20 protein-coding genes and 1 pseudogene are annotated in these 20,920 nt (G+C 59.9%); 12 read left to right on the forward strand and 9 right to left on the reverse strand.

The window, feature by feature from the left end; genetic code table 11:
- The first annotated feature begins 2 nt into the window (after positions 1-2).
- The 3 genes from trpC to VNX23_RS30620 all read left to right on the forward strand — a co-directional run bounded on the left by trpC (position 3) and on the right by VNX23_RS30620 (position 4,242).
- Entirely contained in the window at positions 3-818 is an 816-nt protein-coding gene (gene trpC / locus VNX23_RS30610) for an indole-3-glycerol phosphate synthase TrpC (protein WP_325635568.1), read from the forward strand.
- Positions 819-821: 3 nt separating this feature from the next.
- The gene (moaC, locus tag VNX23_RS30615) at positions 822-1,325 is read left to right on the forward strand and encodes a cyclic pyranopterin monophosphate synthase MoaC (RefSeq protein ID WP_325635570.1); all 504 of its coding nucleotides are present in this window, start codon (positions 822-824) and stop codon (positions 1,323-1,325) included.
- A gap of 247 nt (positions 1,326-1,572) precedes the next feature.
- Positions 1,573-4,242, forward strand: coding sequence for a bifunctional diguanylate cyclase/phosphodiesterase (locus tag VNX23_RS30620; protein ID WP_325635572.1), 2,670 nt, complete (start codon positions 1,573-1,575; stop codon positions 4,240-4,242).
- Between the two features lie 239 nt (positions 4,243-4,481).
- Here VNX23_RS30620 and VNX23_RS30625 read toward each other — a convergent pair whose 3' ends face one another.
- Complete coding sequence (locus tag VNX23_RS30625) at positions 4,482-5,819, reverse strand: S41 family peptidase (protein ID WP_325635574.1); 1,338 nt, start codon at positions 5,817-5,819, stop codon at positions 4,482-4,484.
- A gap of 919 nt (positions 5,820-6,738) precedes the next feature.
- Between VNX23_RS30625 and VNX23_RS30630 the strand changes: the two genes are divergently transcribed.
- From VNX23_RS30630 to VNX23_RS30665, 8 genes are all read left to right on the forward strand, one after another.
- The gene (locus VNX23_RS30630; RefSeq protein WP_325635576.1) at positions 6,739-7,140 is read left to right on the forward strand and encodes a putative quinol monooxygenase; all 402 of its coding nucleotides are present in this window, start codon (positions 6,739-6,741) and stop codon (positions 7,138-7,140) included.
- Positions 7,141-7,294: 154 nt separating this feature from the next.
- A complete protein-coding gene (locus VNX23_RS30635) occupies positions 7,295-8,425 on the forward strand; it encodes an alpha-hydroxy acid oxidase (RefSeq protein ID WP_325635578.1) in 1,131 nt (376 codons plus the stop codon).
- A 208-nt stretch (positions 8,426-8,633) separates the two neighbouring features.
- Positions 8,634-9,263 carry an HAD-IA family hydrolase gene (locus VNX23_RS30640; RefSeq protein WP_325635580.1) on the forward strand — a complete coding sequence of 210 codons (630 nt, stop codon included), beginning with the start codon at positions 8,634-8,636 and terminating at the stop codon, positions 9,261-9,263.
- 40 nt (positions 9,264-9,303) lie between these two features.
- Positions 9,304-10,515 carry a gephyrin-like molybdotransferase Glp gene (gene glp / locus VNX23_RS30645; protein ID WP_325635582.1) on the forward strand — a complete coding sequence of 404 codons (1,212 nt, stop codon included), beginning with the start codon at positions 9,304-9,306 and terminating at the stop codon, positions 10,513-10,515.
- A 191-nt stretch (positions 10,516-10,706) separates the two neighbouring features.
- Positions 10,707-11,417 (forward strand): transcriptional repressor LexA, encoded by a 711-nt coding sequence (gene lexA / locus VNX23_RS30650; protein WP_325635584.1) that lies wholly within the window; start codon positions 10,707-10,709, stop codon positions 11,415-11,417.
- Positions 11,418-11,729: 312 nt separating this feature from the next.
- Positions 11,730-12,149 (forward strand): hypothetical protein, encoded by a 420-nt coding sequence (locus VNX23_RS30655; protein ID WP_325635586.1) that lies wholly within the window; start codon positions 11,730-11,732, stop codon positions 12,147-12,149.
- A 49-nt stretch (positions 12,150-12,198) separates the two neighbouring features.
- On the forward strand, positions 12,199-12,450 hold the full coding sequence (locus tag VNX23_RS30660) for a hypothetical protein (RefSeq protein WP_325635588.1): 252 nt from the start codon (positions 12,199-12,201) through the stop codon (positions 12,448-12,450).
- Positions 12,447-12,692, forward strand: a complete 246-nt coding sequence (locus tag VNX23_RS30665; protein WP_325635590.1) for a hypothetical protein — start codon at positions 12,447-12,449, stop codon at positions 12,690-12,692. The genes VNX23_RS30660 and VNX23_RS30665 overlap by 4 nt, the downstream gene beginning before the upstream one ends.
- 72 nt (positions 12,693-12,764) lie before the next feature.
- On the opposite strand, the pseudogene VNX23_RS30670 reads toward VNX23_RS30665, so the two are convergent.
- The 3 genes and pseudogenes from VNX23_RS30670 to VNX23_RS31185 all read right to left on the reverse strand — a co-directional run.
- A pseudogene (locus VNX23_RS30670) lies at positions 12,765-13,844 on the reverse strand (ComEC/Rec2 family competence protein); the annotation flags it as partial.
- A 32-nt stretch (positions 13,845-13,876) separates the two neighbouring features.
- Positions 13,877-15,010, reverse strand: a complete 1,134-nt coding sequence (locus VNX23_RS30675; protein ID WP_325635592.1) for a site-specific integrase — start codon at positions 15,008-15,010, stop codon at positions 13,877-13,879.
- A complete protein-coding gene (locus VNX23_RS31185; RefSeq protein ID WP_414643113.1) occupies positions 14,902-15,252 on the reverse strand; it encodes a helix-turn-helix domain-containing protein in 351 nt (116 codons plus the stop codon). Before VNX23_RS31185 ends, VNX23_RS30675 begins: the two co-directional genes overlap by 109 nt.
- A 1,052-nt stretch (positions 15,253-16,304) precedes the next feature.
- On the opposite strand from VNX23_RS31185, the gene VNX23_RS30680 reads away from it, so the two are divergent.
- Positions 16,305-16,571 carry an H-NS histone family protein gene (locus VNX23_RS30680; protein ID WP_325635605.1) on the forward strand — a complete coding sequence of 89 codons (267 nt, stop codon included), beginning with the start codon at positions 16,305-16,307 and terminating at the stop codon, positions 16,569-16,571.
- A gap of 390 nt (positions 16,572-16,961) precedes the next feature.
- Here the strand turns inward: VNX23_RS30680 and VNX23_RS30685 are convergent, their stop codons facing one another.
- The 5 genes from VNX23_RS30685 to VNX23_RS30705 form a co-directional block, all read right to left on the reverse strand.
- Positions 16,962-17,153, reverse strand: a complete 192-nt coding sequence (locus tag VNX23_RS30685) for a hypothetical protein (protein WP_325635594.1) — start codon at positions 17,151-17,153, stop codon at positions 16,962-16,964.
- Positions 17,154-17,525: 372 nt separating this feature from the next.
- Positions 17,526-17,981, reverse strand: a complete 456-nt coding sequence (locus tag VNX23_RS30690; protein WP_325635595.1) for a DUF5681 domain-containing protein — start codon at positions 17,979-17,981, stop codon at positions 17,526-17,528.
- A gap of 286 nt (positions 17,982-18,267) precedes the next feature.
- Positions 18,268-18,456: a hypothetical protein gene (locus VNX23_RS30695; RefSeq protein WP_325635597.1), complete on the reverse strand. Its 189-nt coding sequence runs from the start codon at positions 18,454-18,456 to the stop codon at positions 18,268-18,270.
- Positions 18,457-18,602: 146 nt separating this feature from the next.
- A complete protein-coding gene (locus VNX23_RS30700) occupies positions 18,603-19,616 on the reverse strand; it encodes a hypothetical protein (RefSeq protein WP_325635599.1) in 1,014 nt (337 codons plus the stop codon).
- Between the two features lie 488 nt (positions 19,617-20,104).
- On the reverse strand, positions 20,105-20,545 hold the full coding sequence (locus VNX23_RS30705) for a hypothetical protein (RefSeq protein WP_325635601.1): 441 nt from the start codon (positions 20,543-20,545) through the stop codon (positions 20,105-20,107).
- Positions 20,546-20,920 lie beyond the last annotated feature (375 nt).

The raw sequence follows: 20,920 nt of genomic DNA on the forward strand, positions 1-20,920 counted from the left end.
CAATGTCCGACATCCTGACCAGGATCGAGACCTACAAGCGGGACGAGATCGCTGCCGCCAAGCGTTCCCGTCCGCTGGCGAGCCTGGAGGCCAAGGCCAAGGCAGCGCCCGCCCCGCGCGGCTTTGTCACCGCCATCCGCCAGCGGCACGCGCGTGGCGGCTACGCGCTGATCGCAGAAATAAAGAAGGCCTCACCCTCCAGGGGCCTGATCCGCGCCGATTTCGACCCTCCGGCGCTCGCAAGGGCCTACGAGGCCGGCGGCGCCACCTGCTTGTCGGTGTTGACGGATGCGCCTTCGTTCCAGGGCCATCTCGACTTTCTGGTGGCGGCGCGTGCCGCCGCGACCTTGCCGGTCCTGCGCAAGGATTTCATCTACGATACCTATCAGGTGGTGGAGTCGCGCGCCCACGGCGCCGATTGCATCCTGATCATCATGGCGGCGCTGGACGATGCCGCGGCCCAAGACATCGAGGATGCAGCGATCGCGCATGGCATGGATGTCCTCATCGAGGTGCATAACCAGGCCGAGCTCAACCGCGCCTTGAAACTTCGATCACCGATGATCGGGATCAACAATCGCAACTTGCGCACTTTCGAAACAACGCTTGCGACCAGTGAGGCGCTGGCACCCTTGATACCGAGGGATCGCCTGATGATAGGCGAGAGCGGCATTTTCTCGCCCGCAGATCTGGCGCAACTGGCACGCGTCGGCATCTCGACGTTTCTGGTCGGCGAAAGTCTCATGCGCCAGGCCGACGTGGCGGCAGCCACACGGGCGCTGCTGGCAAGCGGCGCCGACGCGAGCGGGACACGCTGAGGCATGGCGCGCCGTTCATCCAAAGCCGATCCCGCCCTCACCCACATCGATGCCAAGGGTGAAGCGCGCATGGTTGACGTATCCGCCAAGGCAGCGACGGAACGAACAGCCGTGGCCGAAGGCCGCGTCGTCATGAGCAAGGCGACACTGGCCTTGATCCTGTCGGGCGATGCCAAAAAAGGTGACGTGCTGGGTACCGCGCGGCTGGCCGGTATCATGGCGGCCAAGCGCACCTCGGATCTGATCCCGTTGTGTCACCCACTGGCCCTCTCCAGGGTTACACTCGACATCGCGCCGGACCAAAAACTGCCCGGCTGTGTCGTTCGCTCCGTTGTCAAGGTGACCGGTCCGACGGGGGTCGAGATGGAGGCGCTGACAGCGGTCGCGATTGCCTGCCTGACGATCTACGACATGATCAAGGCTGCCGAACGCGGCGTGCGTATCGAGGGCATTCGCCTCGTCGAAAAGATCGGCGGCAAGTCCGGCCATTATCGCGCACAAGACTGAGCCTTCGGGATGAAAGCACCGCCGGACGCGTCTTCTGGCCTCGTTCTGAAGACGCTGAAGGCCGTTTTTTTTGCGGTCAAGCACGACCAAGTTGGATTCATCCTTTGGTTGCAAATGCCGCGGCCGGCTCGATTTAACCGAGGCTTAACCCAACTTCCTAACCTCACCTCCATACCGTCCAGGTATTTCTATGTTGGCCTGGGGCGTTCCGCTCCAGTGTTCAGCAGCCTTGGCAACAATTGCGACAATGACGGCAGACGGTACCGGCTCTTTCGATCTGAAAGCGTTCCTTTCCAGCGCTCCGATCCGCTGGCTGATCGCCGGCGGCATTTTTTTGATCGCGGCGATCGCCATCGGCACGACGATCATGGTCGACAATTTTCGCGAACGCGCGCTGAACAGCAATGAGCGCGAGCTGGAAAACACCGTGTTGCTGGTCGCGCGCCATTTCGACCAGCAGCTCGAGGATTTCACCGTCATCCTGAAAGATGTCGCGGCGCAAATCCGGTCCGACCGAATGACGCCTGAAGCATTCGCGGGCCAGTTGGCTACCCTGGAATGGCACGAGACGCTGAGGAGCAGGATCGGTTCCTATTCCGATCTCGCCGGCATCAACGTCTTCGACACCAATGGCACGCTGATCAATTCCTCGGATTTTTGGCCGGTGCCCGACGTCAATATCGCCGATCGCGGCTATTTCCACGCCTTCAAATCGGGAACGGAGACTACTCCGATCATGATCGAAATGGCGCGGACCCGGATCTCGGCTCCGGGCTGGGCAACCATCGTTGCTCACAAATTGACGGGACCGAGCGGCGAGTTCGTCGGCGTCGTGTCGCGGGCCATCGCACCGGCGACTTTCGAGAAATATTTCGCCTCGGTGGTGCTGGGAGAAGGCGCGGCGATTTCGATGTATCTGCGCGACGGAACGCTTCTGGCGCGCTATCCGCACATCGAACGAATGATCGGATCCAATGTCCGGAGCAGCCCGATCTATCACTATATCTCGTCGCCTTCGGGTCAGGGGACGATCCGCCTCACCAGCCCGATCGACGGCCAGCAGCGCGTTGCTTCGGCCTATGCGCTGAAAAATTATCCCATCTCCATTGTCGCAAGCATGACGGTTGCGGCAGCCCTTGCCGATTGGCGCGAGCAAACCAGGTTCCTGGTCCTGGTAGCCAGCTTTTCCGTGTTCGTGATCGCGGCGATGCTGTTCCTCTTCGTTCGAAAATTGCTGCAGCAACACCAGACTGAAAAGCAGCGCCTCGATACCGCGATCAACAACATGACCCAGGGGCTATTGCTGTACGACTCATCCGAGCGGCTCGTCGTCTGCAACCAGCGCTATATTTCGATGTATGGACTCTCAAATGATTTCGTGAAGCCTGGCCTTGCCTTTCGCGATCTCGTCGCGCACCGAAAGCAGACCGGCTCCTTCAAGGGCGACGCCGATGCGTTTGTTTCGACCGTTTTGCGGAACGTGGCTCTGGGCAAGATCACCCTCAACATCGTCGAAACCTCGGACGGACGTTTGATCCAGATCGTCAATCAGCCGCTGAAGAACGGTTGGCTGACGACTCACGAGGACATCACCGAGCGCATGCGCGCCGAGGAGCAGATCAGGCATCTTGCGCATTACGACGCGCTGACCGACCTGCCGAACCGCGCGCTGTTCCACGAACGGCTCAAGCAGGAGCTGGCCCAGATCGCCGAAGGCCGGCATCTGGCGGTGCTCTATATCGACATCGACGAATTCAAGAGCGTCAACGATTCGCTCGGACACATGATCGGCGACGAGCTGCTCAAATCGGTGGCCGCGCGCCTCAACGGTTGCGTCGGGGCCGGCGATTTCGTCGCCCGGCTCGGCGGCGACGAGTTCGCCATCGTCCAGACCGCGGTCAAGAATCCGTGCGAAGTCGTCGAGCTCGTGCGGCGGACCTTCGATGCGATCCGCGCGCCCTACGATTGCCTCGGCCACCAGGTGAGTTCGGATGCCAGCATCGGCATCGCGCTGGCGCCGCAGGACGGCACCGATCTCGATCAGATCCTCAAGAACGCGGACATGGCGATGTACGCGGCCAAATCGGCCGGCCGCCGAACCTGGCGCTTCTTCGAGCCGGCGATGGACGCCCATGTCCGCGAAAGCCGCATGCTGGAGACCGATCTGCGCAAGGCGATCGGCGAACAGGCGCTGGAGGTCTACTACCAGCCCTGCGTCTCGCTGCAGAACGACACCATCACCGTCTGCGAGGCGCTGGTGCGCTGGCGTCATGGCGAACGCGGCATGATCTCGCCGGCCGAATTCATCCCGATCGCCGAAGAGACCGGGCTGATCAACGAACTCGGCGAATGGGTTCTTGCCACCGCCTGCGCGGAAGCCAGTCACTGGCCCGACGATGTCCGGCTTGCCGTCAACGTTTCGCCGGTTCAATTCCGCAGCGGCACGCTGGCATTGAAGATCGTCGCCGCGCTGGCGGCGAGCGGCCTTTCCGCAAGCCGGCTGGAACTGGAAATCACCGAGGCTGTGCTGATCCGCGACGACGAGGCGGCGCTTCAGATCCTGCACCAGCTTCGCAGCCTCGGCGTGAGAATAGCACTCGACGATTTCGGCACGGGCTATTCCTCGCTCAGCTATCTGCAGCGCTTTCCCTTCGACAAGATCAAGATCGATCGCTGCTTCATCAACGACCTCGCCGAACAGGGCGGATCATCTATCGTTCAGGCCGTGGTGAACATCGCCACGGCACGACAGATGGTGACCACCGCAGAGGGCGTCGAAACGCAACACCAGCAGGAAATCCTGCGTGGGCTGGGTTGCACCGAAATGCAGGGGTATCTGTTCAGCGCGCCGAAGCCGGCCGAAGAGGTTAGAAGAATGCTTTTGGCGCATCACCTAAAGCCAGCGGCCGTAGCCTGACGGCCGCCGCGGACGCCATCGTGGTGCCGCCCCTTAATCCACGCGTTTCCGTCGCCTCCACTTGCTAGCGTCCCTTTGGTTCCGACATTCGCAAAAGTGCGTGCGGCAAAATCATACGGACGTCGGAACCGGGACACTATAGCGTTTTCGAGCGAAGTGGATACCGGTTCGCGTGAAGAAAACGCGTCAAAACAAAAGATTAGAGCCTCGGTTCTGATTCAATCAGAACCGAAAAGGCTCTAGTTCTGGACCGCCGCTCGCGGCAGTTTCGCGGGCACCCCCGCATTGAGGGTGACGCCGCGCAACATATTGTACGCAGCCGCGAGGGCCTTGTCGTCCTTCTCTACGGGCGGAACATAGGACTGCGAACCCGTCTGCTCCGCACCTTCCGCCGACAGATGCCCACGCATCGAAGCCTCGCCCCTTATTTCCGCGCGGCCCTTCAACTCGTCAGGCACCTCCTGCAGCACTTCGATGTCCGGCAATATGCCCTGCGCCTGGATCGATCGGCCGGACGGCGTGAAATAGCGCGCCGTGGTGAGCGCGAGCGCGCCATTGCCGGGACCGAGCGGAATGATGGTTTGCACCGAGCCCTTGCCGAACGAGCGAGTGCCGATCAGCGTCGCGCGCTTGTGGTCGTGCAGCGCACCCGCGACTATCTCGGAAGCTGATGCCGAACCACCGTTGACCAGGACAACGAGCGGTTTGCCTTTGGTGAGGTCGCCGCCATGGGCCGCATAGCGCTGGGTTTCCTCCGGCCTACGGCCCCTGGTCGAGACAACCTCGCCCCGGGGCAAAAAGGCGCTGGACACCGAAACCGCCTGATCAAGCAGTCCGCCGGGATTGTTGCGCAGGTCGAGAACATAGCCGGCCAGGTTCTGAGACGGGACCTGTTTCGATATGTCGGCAATGGCTTTCTTCAGCTCATCGGAAGCCTGCTCGTTGAACGAGCTGATCCGGATATAGCCGATATTGCCGCCATCGATGTGATAGCTGACAGGTCGAACGTGAATGATCTCCCGCGTGATAGTCACGTTGATCGGCGCGTCGGCACTCTTGCGAATGATGGTCAGCTTGGTTTTCGTATTCGCAGGTCCCTTCATCTTGTTGACGGCCTGTTCAAGGGTCAGTCCCTGAACCGCTTCATCGTCGATCTGGCTGACAAGATCGCCTGACATGATGCCCGCTCTCGCCGCAGGTGTGCCATCGATCGGCGCGACCACCTTGACAAGGCCGTCTTCCATCGTGACCTCGATACCGAGGCCGCCGAACTCACCCTGGGTCGTTTCCTGCATTTCGCGCCAGGCGCTGTCGTTCATGTAGCGCGAATGCGGGTCGAGCGAGGTGATCATGCCGCCGATCGCGCCCTCCATCAGCTTGGCATCGTCGGGCTTTTCGACGTAATCGGCCCTGACGCGCTCGAAGACTTCGCCGAACAGATTGAGTTTTGAATAGACCCCGCTCCCGAGTGTGGCCTTGGCCGTCGCGACGAGTTGCGCGCTCTGCGGCGCGCTGACGAGAAGCGTCAGGCAGACACCTACGGCCGCGCCGAAAAAAAATCGGGAGTTGTTGCGCATATTGGCGAACCTTCTCGCTGTTCAGAGGGGGCCGATAACAAGTTGCTTATTCGATCCGCCAACAGGTCACGATAACTCGGTATCATTGAGGCCGCCAAACAGTGACCGTCGGCTGGCGCCAAAACCGTCTCGCCGGTGCCGCGCCAACCGCCAAAGGCCAGTCGCTTTGGACCGGAAGCAGACCTCGAAGCGAATATACGCGCTCCGAGGCTTTCGAAAAGCAGGAATTCGCCCTCATTTCCAATTTGTAATCGGGGCCACAAAACCCGCCAAAACTGGCGGCAAAGCTCTAGGGTTGCCTGGAATCCATCAGCACGAAAAGGATCCGGCAAGTCTCCTTTGCGTGATTGACCCAGGCGTGATTGGTCGCCTGTTGCACCACGGTATCGCCGGGCTTCAACTGCACCCACCGTGTCGTCAAGCATCATGTCGATCTCACCAGACAAGACCACCGCGTAATCGACGCTGCGGGTCCGATGCATCAGGGGATGGGTTGCGGGAAGTCCTCGGGCAGGCGCCATGGGGCCAACCGCCTTCATCAAAAAAGGCCGGCTCCATTTTCGCTTCGGTGGCGGCGTCCAGTGGCGGAAATTCCACTACGCGAAATTTGGTGCCACTCCACTAGCGCGCAGATTATGGTGCCGATCATGGTCTCACTCCCTCGGCAACGCAGGCTGTTCTTGACTGTCAGCACATACTGAGCCCAAGCATGGCAGGTGGGTTGCGCGGCGGTCAAACTTGGCTCCGGCGTTGGATTCCCGCCGCCAGCCTTCGCCGCCCGCAAGCCGCGGACTTAACTGACCCCGCGCAATCGGTTATGGATGGCCCACGGCGCCCAGCCACGCTCGCGACTTCGGGAGCGATTGATGCGCCTTCCACCGGAGCCAATGCCGGGGCAACAAGCAGGGAGGATGATCAGATGCTTAAGTCAATTTCGATCGCAGCGGGCGCGCTTGCCCTTTGCATGGCCGGCACCGTGATGATGGTGCTGCCGAGCCAGCACGCAGCCGCGCAATCGGCCGGAATGTTTGTGAACGCTGTCGATCTCGACATCGTGCCAGCCGAACGCGAGAAGTTTCTGGCGGCGATCACAGAGAACGGCACGGCGTCGGTGAAGGAGCCCGGTTGCCGCCGGTTCGACATCCTCAATCTCGCAAGCGATCCGAACCATTTCTTCCTCTATGAAATCTACGACAACGAGGCCGCCCTAAAGGCGCACCGGGAGACCCCTCATTTCAAGAAATATGCAGCGACCACCGCCAACATGGTCGCGAAGCGGGAGGCCAGGCCAATGTCCGTGGTCGCCTCGAACGCCAGGTAGGTTAAGTAACCGACTGGCTCCGTTGAATGCATCAGTCGGCTTTTTGGTTGCCGGCTGAGCATTTCTCGCATAGGAGCGCCGAGATGCGCCTGCCCGGCAGTTCGCTGACATTTGAACGTTGGCAAGAGCGATCGGATATTCCCCGGAGAGTACGATGAACGAAGCGACCCGCATCCCGACAGCAAGCGAACTCGGCGCCAGCACGGAAGAATTCCAGAATCTTCACGAGTTCGTGCGCAAGGCGCGCGCCAATCTCGACCAGAATGCCTGGGACTACATCGTCGGTGCCGCCGAGACCGAAACTACGATGCGACGCAATCGCATGGCACTCGACGAGATCGCGTTCCGGCCACGTGTGCTGCGCAATGTCGCCAGGGTCGATGCGTCCGCCAAGGTGTTGGGCCGCAAATTGCGCCTGCCGGTGATGATGGCGCCGGTCGGGGCGCTCGAAATCTTCGATCCTATAGGCGCAGCAGCCGGTGTCGCCCGCGCCGTCGGCAGGTTCGGCGCCGCTCATATGCTGAGCTCGGTCTCCGAACCCGGTCTCGAGAAGGTCGCCGAGGCGGCGCCCGATGCGCTGCGTATCTATCAGCTCTATGTCCGCGGCGACGACGCCTTTGTCGAAGACCGCGTCAGCCGCGCAATCGCCAATGGCTATGCCGCATTCTGCCTCACCGTCGACACCGCGCATTACAGCCGGCGCGAGCGGGACATCGCCAAGCGCTATGTGCGTGAAAGCCGCCTTCGCGCTACCGGCGGTGACTTCCAGAAGGGGCTCGATTGGCGCACCGTCAAGCTGATCAAGGACAATTACAAGATTCCCCTGATCCTGAAGGGGATCGCCACCGCCGAGGACGCAACAATTGCGCTCGATCACGGTGTGGAGTGGATCTACGTGTCGAACCACGGCGGACGCCAGCTCGACCACGGACGTGGCTCCATGCATGTACTGCCCGAAATCGCCAGCGCCGTGGCGGGGCGCGCGAAGATCATGGTCGACGGCTCGTTCTGCCGCGGCAGCGACATCATCAAGGCAATTGCAATGGGCGCCGATCTCGTTGGCATCGGCCGCCTGCAATGCTGGGCACTGGCCGCTGCCGGCGAAACAGGGATCGTTCGAATGCTGGAATTGTTGGAAGACGAAGTGATCCGCAGCCTCGGGCTCCTGGGTGTCACCAAATTCGCCGAACTGGACAAATCCTATTTGCACCCGGCAGCGCCGACCAACCTGCCGGACGTTTTTTCCGCCTTTCCCCTGCTCGATATCGAACCCTATCGGTATTGACACTGACCATTTCGGTGAGCCTTGGAGCGTTGTACTCCCTGCCCTTCTGCTGCTCGTTCATTTGGTCTTGTCGCTCGAATGGAAACCGGCCAACGAACTCGCCAACCGCAATAATTCGCGTTTTACGGGGTGTGAGGTTGCAAGCTGCGCTCGAAAGCGAAACCGCATCACGGTTGCTCCCCCTCCCCGATTTTCGTAAACCGAAGCGATGACCTCAGCCCCGCTCTCTCCCGGCGCTGCCGATGCATTGCTGTTCGATCTCGGCCGCGTCGTGCTTGATCTCGATTTCACCCGCACGCTCGCCTTTTGGGCCAGTCACGCCGGATGTGATGCGGAACATCTGATGGCGCGGTTTGAGCGCGACGAGCTCTATCGACGCCACGAAAAGGGCGAGATCAGCGATGCGGAATTCTTTGCCGGATTGCGCACCACGCTGGGCGTCGAGCTCTCCGACGCCCAGCTTGTCGAAGGCTGGAACGCGATTTTCGTTGGTGAAATGCCTGGCATCAAACCGATACTTTCGCGCGCCGCGCAGCGGCTGCCGCTTTATGCCTTTTCCAACACCAACAACCCTCACGTCGAATATTTTTCCGGAAAATACGCCGATCTGCTCGGCCATTTTCGCGAAATTTTTCTATCTTCCTCGATGGGACTTCGGAAACCGGACGCTGAGGCCTATGATCACGTGGTGAAGGCGATCGGGATTCCCGCCGAACGCATCGTGTTCTTCGATGATCTCGCCGAGAACGTCGCCGGTGCGCGCGAGTGCGGCCTGATTGCGGTTCACGTGACTTCGCCCGGAGATCTGACAAGCGCGCTGGCTGCACTCGGGATCTGAAGGGATTGGCTTTGGGAGCCTTGGCGATGGGAGCTTTGTCTTGGCGTTGATGCCGGTCGCAGATGCCCTGGCCGCGGTGCTCGCGGGCACCGAACCGCTGGCTGAGGAGATGGTCGCGCTGGATTGCGCCCACCATCGCGTGCTGGCGCGCGACGTCGCAGCGCTGCGTACCCAGCCGCCGCAGGCGATGTCGGCGATGGACGGCTACGCGGTGCGCGCGGCCGACGCTGCGCATCCGGCGGCCCGCCTCAAGGTGATCGGCGAAGTCGCTGCCGGACGGCCGTTCGGGCGGGTCGTTGGCCCCGGCGAAGCCGTGCGCATTTTTACCGGCGGCGTCATTCCCGACGGCGCCGACGCCGTCATCATCCAGGAAGACACCGTCGCCGAGGGTGGTGGCATCACCATCACCGAAGCCGCGAAGCGGGGACGTCATATCCGTCCCGCCGGCGTCGATTTTTTCCAGGGCGACGTGCTGCTCGCCGCGGGCAGCCGCCTGACCGACCGCGATCTTTCCCTGGCCGCAGGCATGAATTATCCCCACCTCGCCGTGCGGCGGCCACCGAAGGTGGCAATCCTTGCCACCGGCGACGAATTGGTGATGCCGGGCGAGAGCCCAGGTCCCGGCCAGATCGTTTATTCCAACGGCTATGCGCTGCGGGCCCTCGCCCGCGACGAGGGTGCGGAAACCGTCGATCTCGGTATTGCCGCCGACACGATCGAGGCAACAACCGAGGGTATCCGCCGTGCCCGCGACCTGGGTGCCGATGTCCTCGTCACCACCGGTGGCGCCTCGGTCGGCGACCATGACCTCGTCAAGCGGTCGCTGGAGGCCGAAGGCGTGGCCATCGCGTTCTGGCGGATCGCCATGCGGCCGGGAAAGCCGATGATGCACGGCCGGCTCGGCGACATGCGGGTGATCGGACTGCCCGGCAATCCGGTGTCGTCTTATGTCTGCGGCTTTCTGTTCCTGGTGCCGCTGATTCGGAAGCTTTCAGGACGCTCGGTCGTCCATCACCGTCGCGAAACGGCGCTGCTTGGTCGCGACGTCGTCGCCAACGACCTTCGCGAAGATTATCTGCGCGCCCGCCTCGAGACGCGCAGCGACGGCACCCTTTTCGCTAACCCCGTCGATCACCAGGACAGCTCGTTGCTTGGGAATCTCGCTGCGGCACGGGCGCTTGTGATCCGCGCCCCCTTCGCGCCCGCGGCCGCCGCCGGTTCGATTTGCGACATCCTGCGGCTGCCGGACTAAAGGCCAGATCCGCCCGATTTCGCGAGCGCGGACTTTGTTGACGATAAATTAAGTGGTTGCAGAACACATATGGAACAGATAGTGTTCGTTCATGATTTGTTTCTGACGGCTTCGGATTAGGGTTTCAGGCTCCACAGTCTCAAATCTAGACGTCTCGGAATCGAACGACACCAAACCGGGGACTGGACGAGATGCTCACGCGCAAACAATACGAACTCCTGCGATTCATCAGCGAGCGCCTGAAGGAGTCGGGTGTGCCGCCCTCCTTCGACGAGATGAAGGACGCACTCGATCTGCGCTCCAAGTCCGGTATCCACCGCCTCATTACGGCGCTGGAGGAGCGCGGCTTCATCCGACGGCTTCCCAACCGCGCCCGCGCCATCGAGGTGATCAAGCTGCCGGAGCTGTCGGCAGGCAACGGCAATAGCCGGCGAGGCTTCACACCCAGCGTCATCGAGGGGACTTTAGGCAGGGTCCGCACCAGCAGCGGCAGCGCCGGCGCGGAGGACGAGGGCAACCGTCCCGTAGCCGTCCCGGTGATGGGCCGGATCGCTGCCGGCACCCCGATCGAGGCTTTGCAGACCCGCAGCCACACCATCAGCGTGCCCCCGGACATGCTCGGGTCGGGCGAACATTACGCGCTCGAGGTGCGCGGGGATTCCATGGTCGATGCCGGCATCCTGGATGGCGACATGGCGCTCATTCAGCGCAACGAGACCGCCGAGACCGGGGACATCGTGGTGGCCCTGATCGACGATGAGGAAGCCACCTTGAAGCGCTTTCGCCGCCGCGGTGCTTCGATCGCACTGGAGCCCGCCAATACCTCCTATGAAGTCCGAATCCTGCCACCGAACCGAGTGAAAATTCAGGGCAAGCTGGTCGGCCTGTACCGGAAGTACTGAGGCAGCTGCACCGAAAGACGATGAGCGACGGCGGAAGGCGCCGTCTCTGGCGCGACGAGGTCAGCGCGGCCTCTCCTGCAGGGGCAAAAAAGTTCCACGCGCGCCGCTCCCTTCACGAAAAATATTTGTGATCCCGTTTGGCTGCGGGAAGCCGTAGAATTGCCGCCAAGCAGGAAGAGGCTGCGACAACTGATGTCCACTCTGATAGAGGCCTGCGCCTCTTTAGAGCATGAGCCTTTGAAAGACGGATCCGACTTTCCGGATCATGCTCCAGGCGGCGCCGGTCGGCTATCTCGACCGAGGAGCAAACTGATGTGTGACTATAGTCTTCACGCCGTGGCGACGCGACCCGCACAAGTCGGAGAGACCCTCATCACGACGACCTTCCGTGGCACCTCAACTCGAGGCTTTGCATCTGAGCGCGAGCCCGATGTTGCGGTGTGCATGATGCCGGGAACGGAGCTGGCGTTCGCCGACAACGTCAAATACGACAGCCGATGGATCTGGACGCGGCAAGTGAATTTCAAGGTCGGCAAATTCGGCGTCATCGACAAGCACATTCCTGATCGGCACCATGATGCGATCGAATTTCCGGACGGAAGCCACGTTCTGGTGACGCTGCTCTGTGAAGGACAGCGTGCGACCGTGCTGCAGCTTCCGGTGACCCAGTCGCCGGTGGTCCGCACCGCAGAGGCAAGCACCGCCGCGCCAAGGCCGATCTCCGCCGAATGAAGTCGGCCGCGCGCCACCACAGCCGATCGACAGGGAGCAAGATCCTGCGATGCTGATGCCGATCGTCCGGCCACATCCAGGACTTGCCAGTACGAGAGTTGCCATGAAACCGGGCGACGAACGGCGCACTGAAGAACTCGGCCATCTGAAACTGGCGCTGGCCACATTCGCGTTGCAGCTCGATGCTTTCGAGCAGCGGACCCATGAAGTATTGCTCGCGGTCGAACAGCCTGTAACGGAAAATCCTCTCGCCGATGGCGGGCCCGCGTATCAAAGAGATCGCCGGCCCGCCGATGGATGACCCGACCGGTGGTCAATAAAGTCACATGGCAACAAGTGGGGCATGTGACCCAACCCGGCCGCTACATGTTCAGATTTGGCTGGCTTTCCGTTACCGCAGACGATCTCTCCGTCTGGGAACAGTTTCCCGACGCTACGTTTACGCTCGTCAAAACGACAGGAAAGTCGGCGCCGGACGAGGCGGAAGAATTCCACCTTGGCGCATTCGAATTACGACAAAGTTCGTTGCGTCACGAGAAATGAGGCTGCGCGCTTTTGCCTTCCGCGAAGCCGGCAAGATCAACCCCAAGGCGCCAGTTCGAGGCCGCCGAGCTCTCAATCTTCCGCTTGAAGATCGGCTTCCGCGGGCGTCGCGTCCACTGCCGGAGGCGCAGACAGGCGTATGCCAGGCGTGCCGGAGTCCGCGTCGGTGTCGCCTGCGCTTGCTGGCGCCCACGGCCGGTCGAAGCCTTTCGGCTTGACCGGATCGACATCAAATCCGCCTCTGGTGCGCCGAAGCGCGATTGCGCCCTGCTGCCGCAAACGCTCGGCAGCGATGACCGTGGCAGCGCATGACGTCGGCACTTGCCTCGTGGTCACCAGCAGCAATGCACGCGAGCAATCGTCGGCGAATGCCTCGGGCTTGAACGTCAGCGCGACAAAGGAGCCGTCAGCCATCTGCACCACGCAGCCGTCATCATCGCAGGAGACACCCTCTGTCAGCGAAGCATCGCCACCCTGTCTCGCATCGGCATCGGCAGCGAGCCATTCCTTGATCAAAAAAGTATCCTTGCCGATTTTCATCAAATGCAGCCGGCCATCCCTGCCACGCACGCCGACATTGTGGCCGTCGCCGGATATCAGGATATCCGGCAGCGGCGTCATGAATGCAGAGATCACCGCGAGCACGAGCACGGCTGCGCCGCACCAGCGCAGCGGTGTCCGCAGCAGTCCAAGCAGGATGATCCCGAGACTTGCCAGAACCAGCGTCCCCGATCCGAACGCGGTGACGCGCCCGACGGCGCCCGGGAGCGACGCCACCCATTCGGTCACCACGATCATCCAGTCGGTGCCAACACCCATCAGCCACCAGAAGAAGCCGTCGAGGCCAAAGGGAGCCGCAATCAGACCCAACATGCCCGCAGGCATCACAATGGCCGAGACCACCGGCATCGCGGCCAGGTTGGCCAGCACGCCATAGGGCGTCACCCGGTGAAAGTGGAAGGCGGCATAGGGCGTGGTCGCAAGCCCCGCCACCAGCGAGGTCAGCGTCAGCATCACGATTTCCCTTCCACCCCATAGCGCAACTTTGGCGGTGGTTGAATCGTCGGGCGATGCAAACAAGCGGGGCATGCCGATCTGCACCAGCGCCACCAGCCCAAGCGTGGCCGCAAACGACATCTGGAAGGATGTATGCCCCTTCCAGTTTCGTTTGTAGCATCAACATTTTAACCTGCCTTTCTATTGTCTTTCCGGGACTTTTTCCGGGACTTTGCGACGCGCTCGATGGCGACAGCAACGTCATCGTCCAGTACATGCGCGTATCTCAGCGTTGATTTGATATCGGCGTGGTTGAGCGCCTTCTGCACCAGCTTCACGTTGCCGGAATCGCGCAGCAGCTTGCTTCCGAAGTCGTGCCGGAAGTCATGGAAGCGGAAGCCCTCGACGCCAGCCTCGGCCCTGATGCGCTGCCATGCGCTTTTGGTGCCGTTGTAGCTGATCGGGTATCGCTCGCCCCTCACCTTGCCGGTGCGCTTGTTGGTGCTGGCGCAGACATAGGTGAAGACGTGCTCGTCATGATGTTGCTGGAGCGGAAACAGAATCTCCCGGATCGCGTCGGTGATCGGAAACGTGATGCGCCGACCGCCCTTGCCGGTGCGGACGATCTGCCTGGTGCCGAAGTTGACCTCGGCCCAGTTGAGCGTCACGCACTCCTTCAGCCGCATGCCAGAAGCCCGCACAAAGGCGAAGAACGGCTCATAGTCGGCGCGCATCGCGTCATCGATGGCCCTGGCTTCGTCGTCCTGTAGCTCGCGGATGCGCTCGACAGGTTCGGACAACAGCAACTCTTCCCACTTCGATTCATTGTCGAACACCGCGCCCTCGGCCTTGGCGAAGGCGAACAGCCGTTGCAGAACCTTGGTGGTCGAGCGATTTACGGTGGCGTTGGAAATCAGGGGCAGCGCTTCCCTCTTGTCCTTGGTCAGCTTGCCGCGCCTTGAGACGCGATGACCTCGCCGCCATGCGACCAGCTTCTTGGCCTCGCTATGGTCGATTGCAGTCAATGATTTCGCCTCGCCGAAATATTCGATAAGTCGCGCAAGATTCGTTTCGGTGGCCTTCGGCTCCGCGTCATATTGCGCCTGGTCATTCCACAGCCGGTCGGCAACATCGTCGATCGCAAGCGACGCTTTCGCGCGTCTCGCGGCTTTTATTTGCGCCCTCGCCCGCTCCTGCTCTGCGGCCTCGAATTTTAAGGCGTCTTTGCGCGACGTGCATTTCGTTGAGCCATGAAACCGATGACCTTCGATCTGGAAATCGAACTGGTAGTACGGGGAACGCTTGTCGCTGTAGACAGACACACTTCCCTCCTGCGGCGCCTCTCTAAAAACTCCTGAATGTCCTGTTCGGTGTATCGTCGGCGCGGACGCTTCTTGCCGCGCCCCACGTTGATGTAGCTGATCTCGCCGTCTGCCGTGAACGCAGCAAGTTGGTCCGTGGTGATGTTGAGCCGGAGCGCGGTCTCTTGGGGGGTCAGAGGTACTACCCCGCCCCGGCCGACCGCCGGGCTTTGTGAAGGGTTCGTGTCGGCCGAGGCTGTCATCAGGTCTCCATCGGGCACCCCGGCCTGCCAGGCCACGGCGCGTAAATCATGGTTCGCAAAAAGCGAAACCGGGATGCCCAATGGAAGAGGGATCTGGTTTCGCGCCACCCGCTGGCAGGCGGGGGAATTCGTTCGTCAGTAGATCAAAGGCAACTAGGGCAGATTTGGGCAGACAAAAGTGGCGAGATGCCTTTTGCCCGATTCAAACAATCGGCATCGGGAATTCGCGACGCTTACCCGACAAATTCACACCCCAAGACCCGAATACAGTGGAAGCATTAGCAAGAACGCTAAGGCGACTCATGAATCCGGCGCAAGGGACACAGGGGGACTCCAATGTTGCGACACTGGAATTGTCCGGTGAGTTGCGTCGCTGCGCAATGCAATAGTTGTGCTAGATTTCCGCGATCGCGAACAAATCATATGTTTTGTGTGGGATGTAACTACCCCGCAACATTACTTTTCAATCACTTGGGCGGAAGTTGACGCTTCCCCTCGGTCCGCTTATTTGATATATGCGAAATAGACCCAAGTCAATTGGCATATGCGAAATGATAGGTAGACCTGAAACCCACCCCATAAAGAAGGTCATTGGTTTCTCTGAAGACATGATCGATGCCGTCGATCGCTGGCGAGCAAAGCAAAAGCCAGTTCCTAATCAATCGGAGGCCATAAGGCGTTTGGTCGAGCTCGGGCTGAAGGCGAAGCCGAAGGACAAGTCGGCCCGATTTCAAATGGGATAAGCCGGGCGCCCTCACCAAGGGTTTTTGATCCGCGCATTCAGACTACTTCCTTTGCCTCCCGGAAAAATAGGAACCATCGGCATGTCAGACTGCCCATATCGGCAATCGCAAGCCTCGTAACCACGGCCATGCGTGCACCGCAAAAAGACCAACCTTAACAAGAGATCAAATGCGCGAGATGCGTCTTTAAATTCATGTGATGGGACATACCGTTGTCTTTGAATGACATTGGAGCGCTGAATGAGCCGCATCAATTTGGAGAGCATGTCCATTGATGAGCTGTGGACGTTGCATGAAGAAGTAGCGGGGATGCTCAAGAAGAGGATTATCGATCAAAAGAGCGTCCTTGAAAAACGCTTGAGGGACCTCACTCGAATAGGGCAACACGCCCGCCGGCCGTACCCGAGAGTTCTCCCAAAATACCGTAACACAGACCGACCCTCGGAAACGTGGAGCGGTCGAGGCAAACAACCACGCTGGTTAACTGCCCAGCTTCGTTCCGGAAAGCGGATCGAGCACTTCCTAATCGCTCATCGACAACGCGACAAAGGCGACCGATCGGCGCCTGTGCGATAGCGAGGCTTTGTGGCTTCTGTCCGCTCCGAGGGGCGAAGAGACAGTTCTGCTTGTTTGACCCGCTCACGAAGACGCTTCAATTCGTTCAGTTCCGCAATCAGCCTGGCTAGCATTTCCGTATGAGCGGTAAGGTGTTCCTGATAGCGGACCATTTAACTCACACCTGAATTCGACAACGGTGAAAAGCAATAGCCGGCTGACAAACAAGTTCCGCAGATGCGACAGGCTGCCGCTGACTCATCTAAACAATTCCGCGAGGAGCATAGACGAGCGGCCTGTTGAAATTGCGTTCCCCCGCCTGCTTCGCCCATGCCTCGCGGGTCAGGCGTCCGGCAATCCTGGCGGGGTCCTCTGATACTTGTAACACTCGGCTCATTGCTTTCAGCTCGGTCATGGCGAAATGATCAGCCGAGCAATGAAGAAGTCTCCGGGCTTCGCCACCCCGGAAGCAATGAGCTTCTGTTTCTCGCGCTCGATTTCCCTGTCATCGTGGCCGATCACGCGATGGCCCCGGCGATATTCCGCCTTCGGCCGGTGAGTCTCTTCAAGGCGGTCAAGGCGCCTGCCGTGATTGATAGCCATCTCAAACCTCAATTCGTTGCGGCGGGTCCACAATCAAATTTCGGATAAAGCCATCGCCCCGTTTCGCCCGCCCCGAAGCAATCAATTCTTCCATTCTCTCATCGAGTTCGGCTTCCGTATCGCCTATCACGTGATGCCACCGCTCGGGGCGCCCGCTGGGAGCGTGAGCTTCCTCAAGCCGATCTAATCGGCGGCCATGGTTAGAGGTCATTTCAAACCTGCCAATGTACGAACAGGTCGGAATCTCTAGCCTGCCCTGAAGAAATCATCTTCTCCACACGGGCATCAATCTCGGGCTGCGATGCGCCCCTAATCCAGTGCACGCTCGGTTTTTCAGAACTGTGCTGCTCCTCAAGGCGGCTCAAGCGCCTGTCATGATTTGTTGCCATTGATCCTTCCTTCCAATGCTTTGAGACGCTCCTCGTGGTCAATTGTTTCAAGGACTCGCGCATAGCCCTCCACCAGCTTCGTCAACTCGGACGCCTCCGATGGAGTCAGTTCCCCGCTCGCCACCGCTGCCACGATCGAGGCAAGGCCCTTCACCGCATCAACAGGCGCATTCATCGCCGGCAACGCGAAAGCTACGTGACGATCCTTGCGGGGCGGTACGATGCGATCTAGGCAGAGACGAAGTGCAGCCATGTCGCCACCCTTCGCAAGCTCAATCGCCTTTCGGGTCAGTTCCTCGGCCTCCCCGTCAAGCAATGCTTCCAGTGCTAGTGTCGCTCGGTTGCGAAGACCCTTGGGCTTGCCGGCGGGGTTTCCACTCTGCCCGGGCTTGAACCTGGTATCCTGCTTTTTGCCTGCAATTTCAGACTTTTTCCTCAAGACGGTCTCCGATCATTCGAAAGCGAGCGTCCTCGCTCCGACTGTTGAATTGACTCTGATTGTTTTTCACTATCCGCATTCCTGGATGGGCGCCCTCGCCCTAGCCGGCTTAACTCTCTGCCGCCCGAGCACTCTACGCATTTCGCCCGAATTGCCTTGATCGGGCTTTCCGGGTGTCCAAGGTCGCGGAGATCATTCAGCGGGACAGAACGTGGCAATTTCCCCACTTTTTGACCCGTGGCGTCGCCACTGGTGGATAGTTCTAGGTAGACCTCCGAGGCGGACATCAGGCGACTTCCGTCCTCTTGCAAGACCTAACGAGGGCCTGGAGGGCGCTCCGGGCGTAGATGTCATCCACCCCGCCGGAATCGACGGCGCGGGTTATCGTCTCACAGGCTCGCTCCAGCACATCGTCACCGCTAGCGTCCGCCAGGGCGATGAACATGGTGCCGAGCATCTGTCGAACACTTTCCATTTCGGTTGCTCCATAGAAAAACCCGCCGAGCGGAATGCCGGGCGGGCGGTCGAATGTGTCGGGAGCCTACGTTCCCCCCTCCTATATATAGGATTGAGAAATCACCCAAATACGCAACTTATTGATGTTGTTAAGTTATCCTCGAATTATCCCGGACAGAGCAAGCGTGGCCAAACGAATTGTTTGTGCAAAGCGTGGCCAAACGAATAGCGCGACCAGGTGAGCATCCACACCTTGCGCTCGGGGCCACTTAGCAGGCCATTGAGCTTCAAGAGGAATGCGGCGCAGTCTTCCTTGAACTGCTTGTGCTCCTCTCTCTTCATGACCGAAACGCCAAGCAGATCGGGCTCACAGGCACCCTTCATGTTCTCGCTCACAGCAGCGTCGATCGCCTCGACCACCTTGGGATCGCGGGAACTGTGCTCCGTCAGGGATCGATCCGGCTTAACGTCAAACCGCCAGTCAAATCGACCGAAATCGGAGAAGGATTTCACGGACATTGCCAGCGCGGCGGAGCCGGGGGAATCCTCGGTGATAAGAACACCGTGCGGCGTTTCCCAGAAGGTAGCCTCGATGCCGTGCAGCCCCGCGTCCCGGTTCATATACCTAGCGAACCAGGAATATTCCCCGGCCAGGATCTCGGCGTGATGCGTGTTCTCCGCGATCGTCAGATCCGTCTTGAAGGCCTTGTTAGCCTCGGCAAACTTTGCCGCCCGTCGAGCCGCAGCCTTTCGATGAGCGTCGCAGCAATACAGGGCGTCGGCTCGTGAGCGGCGCGGCAACTGCTTATGACAATGCGCGCAGTAGCCCTTGACGGGCTCAGGCGGTGCAGGTGCGGGTTTCGGTGCAGGCTTCTCAGGCTCCTCGGCATATTCTCCCCTGAGCTTTTCCAAGGGCACGGGCTTGTGGTCAAGCGTAAAGCCCTCAGACATCAAGGTGGAACGATGGGAGAAGGCCTCGTTGCTGGGCCGGAAGCGATAGGAAGATGGGTCGCTCGCCGACAACAGGCCACGATCGCGCTGTTCCTTTCGAGCGTAACGCAACTCTTGGGCCGTAGTTGGTTTGGTGACACCGTTTTTCGCGATAAAGCTCTGGATCAGATCAATGTCGGGCGTTTTCTTCGGTGTGAGTCGGGGATGCACGGGCGCGTTGCCGGTCATGCTGGTCCTGTGATTTGAGAAATGAATGGGACACAAACGCAACGACGCGACGCTTACTCTAGAGGGCCTCTGTATGACTCAGGGAGGTACCCAGGATTCGTTATTTCTGGAAGTGGCTACCCACCTAGCTTGGAAGCGAGGGGCGCATCAGCGAGTCACCGGTCGGCAAGTGGCAGGGTTTCTGTCTTGAACCGGCTCGCCGTAGACGCATAGTAATCAGATGCCAAGGAAGGAACTTATTTTGATCATCAGCTATCTAACCGCTATCGTTGGGCTGGGTTGGATTTTGCACGTTATCGGCGCTTACTACGTATGACACGGAGAGGCGTTTGTAGCTTCCACAAGCACAGACTCAGCAGCCATGCAAGACCCACTCCAATAATAGCCGTTAGATATCGGCTCGGTGTCCGGTGCCAATGTATGTTGGAGGCCACGACGGGGAAAATGATAGAAGCCTGGAGCAGAAACCACATGAAACCCCGCTCCTTCTATTCGAGCGTCGGCGGGCCCTTCGTCATGAGTTGATCGAGCAGTTGATCCGGATTTTCCGCGAGAGCTTTGCAGAACTTCGCATACCTTTTTATGATCACCGATATGTTGAAGCAGTTCTTATCGATGTCGTTGTTGATGGAATCCAGGACCATTGCAAAATGGGCTTCTATGGCCTTGTCGGACATGCCTGCCGCTTTGCCGGCCGCGTACTGCAACTGATAGAAGAAATTGCGGGTCTTCTCGATACTTGCTTTGTCGTCTCCTTGAAGCTGGCCACTGCTAACGAAACACTTACTGGTCAGGTCAAAATAGGCAGCACATCGCGCGCACTCAAAAGAGAACTCGTGGAGTGCTTCTTCCTTCGATAAGCCGCCGCCCAATGCTGGCGCAGCCATCAGCCCCGTCGCTAAGATCAAAGAAAGCTTGACCAGCCTCATCGCGCTCCACTCCTATGTTGCCTCGTCATCCTAAGACTGCGGGCCTCTTATTCCGGGCTGGCAAACGGGCTACCCGGGGCGCATATTCAGGCGATGGAGTATATCCTTTCCAAGATCGTAGACTTTCTGATTTAGAGCGGCCCTGGCGCCGGAGCCTCCCGCGACGGGACCGTTTCTTAACGCCGAGGTCGGGAGCGCCCCATGGCAGATGAGAAGAACCCGTTTGAAGCCTTCCAAGCCCTCATGCTTGAAAATCTCGAAAAGATGCAAGGCGTCAGTCAAAGCTGCTTGGATATGATTGAAAAGGCCATGCAAGGCTTTCCTGGTGCCAATCAAGAGCGAATAGCCGACTTCAAAACCTACCTTGAGCGGCAA

The sequence above is a fragment of the Bradyrhizobium sp. genome, assembly GCF_035570375.1.
In the GTDB taxonomy this organism is placed as follows: Bacteria; Pseudomonadota; Alphaproteobacteria; order Rhizobiales; family Xanthobacteraceae; genus Bradyrhizobium.

Coding starts and splice junctions, on each gene's coding strand:
- VNX23_RS30640 (WP_325635580.1), top strand. CDS start 8,634: ATGACCTCAGCCCCGCTCTCTCCCGGCGCTGCCGATGCATTGCTGTTC.
- VNX23_RS30625 (WP_325635574.1), bottom strand. CDS start 5,819: ATGCGCAACAACTCCCGATTTTTTTTCGGCGCGGCCGTAGGTGTCTGC.
- VNX23_RS30660 (WP_325635588.1), top strand. CDS start 12,199: ATGCTGATGCCGATCGTCCGGCCACATCCAGGACTTGCCAGTACGAGA.
- VNX23_RS30695 (WP_325635597.1), bottom strand. CDS start 18,456: ATGGAAAGTGTTCGACAGATGCTCGGCACCATGTTCATCGCCCTGGCG.
- VNX23_RS30705 (WP_325635601.1), bottom strand. CDS start 20,545: ATGAGGCTGGTCAAGCTTTCTTTGATCTTAGCGACGGGGCTGATGGCT.
- moaC (WP_325635570.1), top strand. CDS start 822: ATGGCGCGCCGTTCATCCAAAGCCGATCCCGCCCTCACCCACATCGAT.
- VNX23_RS30665 (WP_325635590.1), top strand. CDS start 12,447: ATGACCCGACCGGTGGTCAATAAAGTCACATGGCAACAAGTGGGGCAT.
- VNX23_RS30635 (WP_325635578.1), top strand. CDS start 7,295: ATGAACGAAGCGACCCGCATCCCGACAGCAAGCGAACTCGGCGCCAGC.
- VNX23_RS30700 (WP_325635599.1), bottom strand. CDS start 19,616: ATGACCGGCAACGCGCCCGTGCATCCCCGACTCACACCGAAGAAAACG.
- VNX23_RS30630 (WP_325635576.1), top strand. CDS start 6,739: ATGCTTAAGTCAATTTCGATCGCAGCGGGCGCGCTTGCCCTTTGCATG.
- trpC (WP_325635568.1), top strand. CDS start 3: ATGTCCGACATCCTGACCAGGATCGAGACCTACAAGCGGGACGAGATC.
- VNX23_RS30680 (WP_325635605.1), top strand. CDS start 16,305: ATGCTCAAGAAGAGGATTATCGATCAAAAGAGCGTCCTTGAAAAACGC.
- VNX23_RS30685 (WP_325635594.1), bottom strand. CDS start 17,153: ATGGCTATCAATCACGGCAGGCGCCTTGACCGCCTTGAAGAGACTCAC.
- lexA (WP_325635584.1), top strand. CDS start 10,707: ATGCTCACGCGCAAACAATACGAACTCCTGCGATTCATCAGCGAGCGC.
- VNX23_RS30655 (WP_325635586.1), top strand. CDS start 11,730: ATGTGTGACTATAGTCTTCACGCCGTGGCGACGCGACCCGCACAAGTC.
- VNX23_RS30620 (WP_325635572.1), top strand. CDS start 1,573: ATGACGGCAGACGGTACCGGCTCTTTCGATCTGAAAGCGTTCCTTTCC.
- VNX23_RS31185 (WP_414643113.1), bottom strand. CDS start 15,252: ATGACAGCCTCGGCCGACACGAACCCTTCACAAAGCCCGGCGGTCGGC.